The sequence below is a fragment of the Peterkaempfera griseoplana genome, assembly GCF_001418575.1.
GTDB lineage: Bacteria > Actinomycetota > Actinomycetes > Streptomycetales > Streptomycetaceae > Peterkaempfera > Peterkaempfera griseoplana.
In genome coordinates this window covers 1-2,001 of the sequence record NZ_LIQR01000750.1, presented here as the reverse complement: position 1 = coordinate 2,001, position 2,001 = coordinate 1, and the positions used below count along the sequence as shown (strand labels likewise).

Here is a 2,001-nt window from a genome sequence, read left to right as displayed (position 1 = left end):
GCCGCCCTGGAACGGCTCGGCCGCCCGGTCCGCCGGGCGGCGGACCTGCCGGTGATCACCTCGGCGCGGCGCAGCGTCCGCGCCCGAGGCGGCTTCGGCGACACCATCTCGGCGCTCTCGTTCCCGGCCCTCGACCTCGCGGCCCTCGACGGCGCCTGAACCGGGCCCGGCAGCCCCCACCACGGCCCGGTCCGCGCCGCCACCGCCCACGGCCGGCGGCGCCGGTCCGGACGGCCGCCCGGACCGCCCGCGGCGCGCCGCCGGACCGCGGTCAGGGCCCCGCCGGGCACCCGCGCCGGCGCTGCGCCGTTCGTGCGGCAACGGCCCCGTCCGGGTGTACCGCCCCCGGCCCAGGGCAGGCGCACCGCCGGCTGCCGGACGCCCCCGGAGGCCCCGGGCAGGCGGTCCGCTGGGGCCGGACGCTCGGCCCCAGCACGGGAGAGGCGACGTCGATGGCGCACACCCTCACGGACGAGCAGGAAGAAGTGCTCAGGAAGCACGCCGAGGCGCTCGCCTCCTTCGGCCGCCGGGTGCGCGCCGTGGGCGCCGGCCAGTGGGAGGCACCCACCCCGTGCACCGAGTGGACCGTACGCGACCTGGTCAACCATCTGACCGTGGAGCAGCTCTGGGTGCCCCCGATCATGGACGGCGCCACCGTCGAGGAGATCGGCGACCGTTTCGACGGCGACCAGCTCGGCAACGACCCGGTGGGTGCCTGGCGCCGGGCGGCGACCGCCGCCAGGGAGGCCTTCACCCGGCCCGGCGCCCTGGACACGGTGGCGCATCTGGCGGCGGGCGACACCCGGGCCGTGGACTACTGCAGCCAGATGACCATGGACGCCGCCGTGCACACCTGGGACCTCGCGCGCGCCACCGGCGGTGACACCAGGCTCGCCCCCGAACTGGTCGCCTTCTGCAGGCGGGAGGTGGAGCCCTGCGTCGACCAGCTGGCGGCCACCGGGTTGTTCGCCCCGCAGGTGGACGTACCCGGCGACGCGGACGAGCAGACCCGGCTGCTCGCCCTCCTCGGCCGCCAGGCCTGACGAGCCGTACGGCCACCGGGTGCGCCGGGTGCGCCGGGCCGCCGCCGGGCACGGGAGCGGCCCCATGGCTGGGCGGCTTCCTCAGGCCGTCAGCCGCCGGTGCATCGCGCCCAGGGTCGCCTCGTCCACGCCCAGGGAGTCCGCCGCCAGGACCGCGGCTCCGGCGGCCCCGTCCAGGCCCCGGCACACCTCGGCGCCCGGCCACCGCCCGTCCACGGCCCGCACCACCTGCCGCGCCAGGGCGTTGTCGGTGACCAGGCAGGAGCCCGCCAGCACCACCGGGGTGCGCTCACCCGGTCGGCGAACCGCCGCCAGGGTGGCCGTCAGATGCGCGGCGGCGGCCTGCACCACCTCGGCCGCCGCCGGGTCGTCGTGCTCGGCGGCGCTGGTCACCAGGGGCGCCAGCCGGGCCAGGGCGACCGGGCGATCCGCGTACACCCCGCTCACCAGGCGGCTCGCCAGGGCACTGCCCGGGTCGGACCCGGAACCGGACGCGGCCTCGGGGGAGAGGGCGGTGGGACGGCCCAGCAGCGCCTCCAGCACCATGGGGGCCAGCACGGGCGCGTGCACCCGGCCGGCCAGCGCCTCCAGGGTCAGCCGGACCGCCTCCCGGCCCATCCAGAAGCCCGAGCCCAGGTCGCCCAGCAGCCAGCCCAGCCCGTCCGCCCGCCGGACCTCCTCCCAGCGGTCCATCCGGACCGCGAGGGCACCGGTCCCGGCGATGAGCACACTGCCGCTGCCGGTCGCCGACCCGGCGGCGAAGGCCACCGCGGCGTCCGGCACCACCGTCATGGGGCACCGCAGACCCGCGTCCTCCCAGGCGCGGCGCAGCGCCGCCCGTACTTCGGGCCCGGCCGGCAGCCGCCGTCCGGCGAGCCCGATCACCCCGTGCCGGACCTCCGCCGGGTCGGTGCCCGCCAGCGCGCCGCGGAGCGCCACCGACAGCGCGGCGGTGGCC

The 2,001-nt window shown here is 79.0% G+C and carries 2 protein-coding genes; one reads left to right on the top strand and one right to left on the bottom strand.

What is annotated here, in order from left to right:
- Positions 1–452: 452 nt before the first annotated feature.
- Positions 453–1,043 carry a TIGR03086 family metal-binding protein gene (locus tag AOK09_RS36355; RefSeq protein WP_055591436.1) on the top strand — a complete coding sequence of 197 codons (591 nt, stop codon included), beginning with the start codon at positions 453–455 and terminating at the stop codon, positions 1,041–1,043.
- Positions 1,044–1,124: 81 nt separating this feature from the next.
- Here the strand turns inward: AOK09_RS36355 and AOK09_RS36350 are convergent.
- Positions 1,125–2,001 (bottom strand): BadF/BadG/BcrA/BcrD ATPase family protein (locus AOK09_RS36350; RefSeq protein ID WP_055591435.1); only part of this gene is annotated, 877 nt, incomplete at its 5' end.

Excerpts from the sequence above, each read along its gene's own strand:
- AOK09_RS36355 (WP_055591436.1), top strand. The coding sequence starts at position 453 with ATGGCGCACACCCTCACGGACGAGCAGGAAGAAGTGCTCAGGAAGCAC.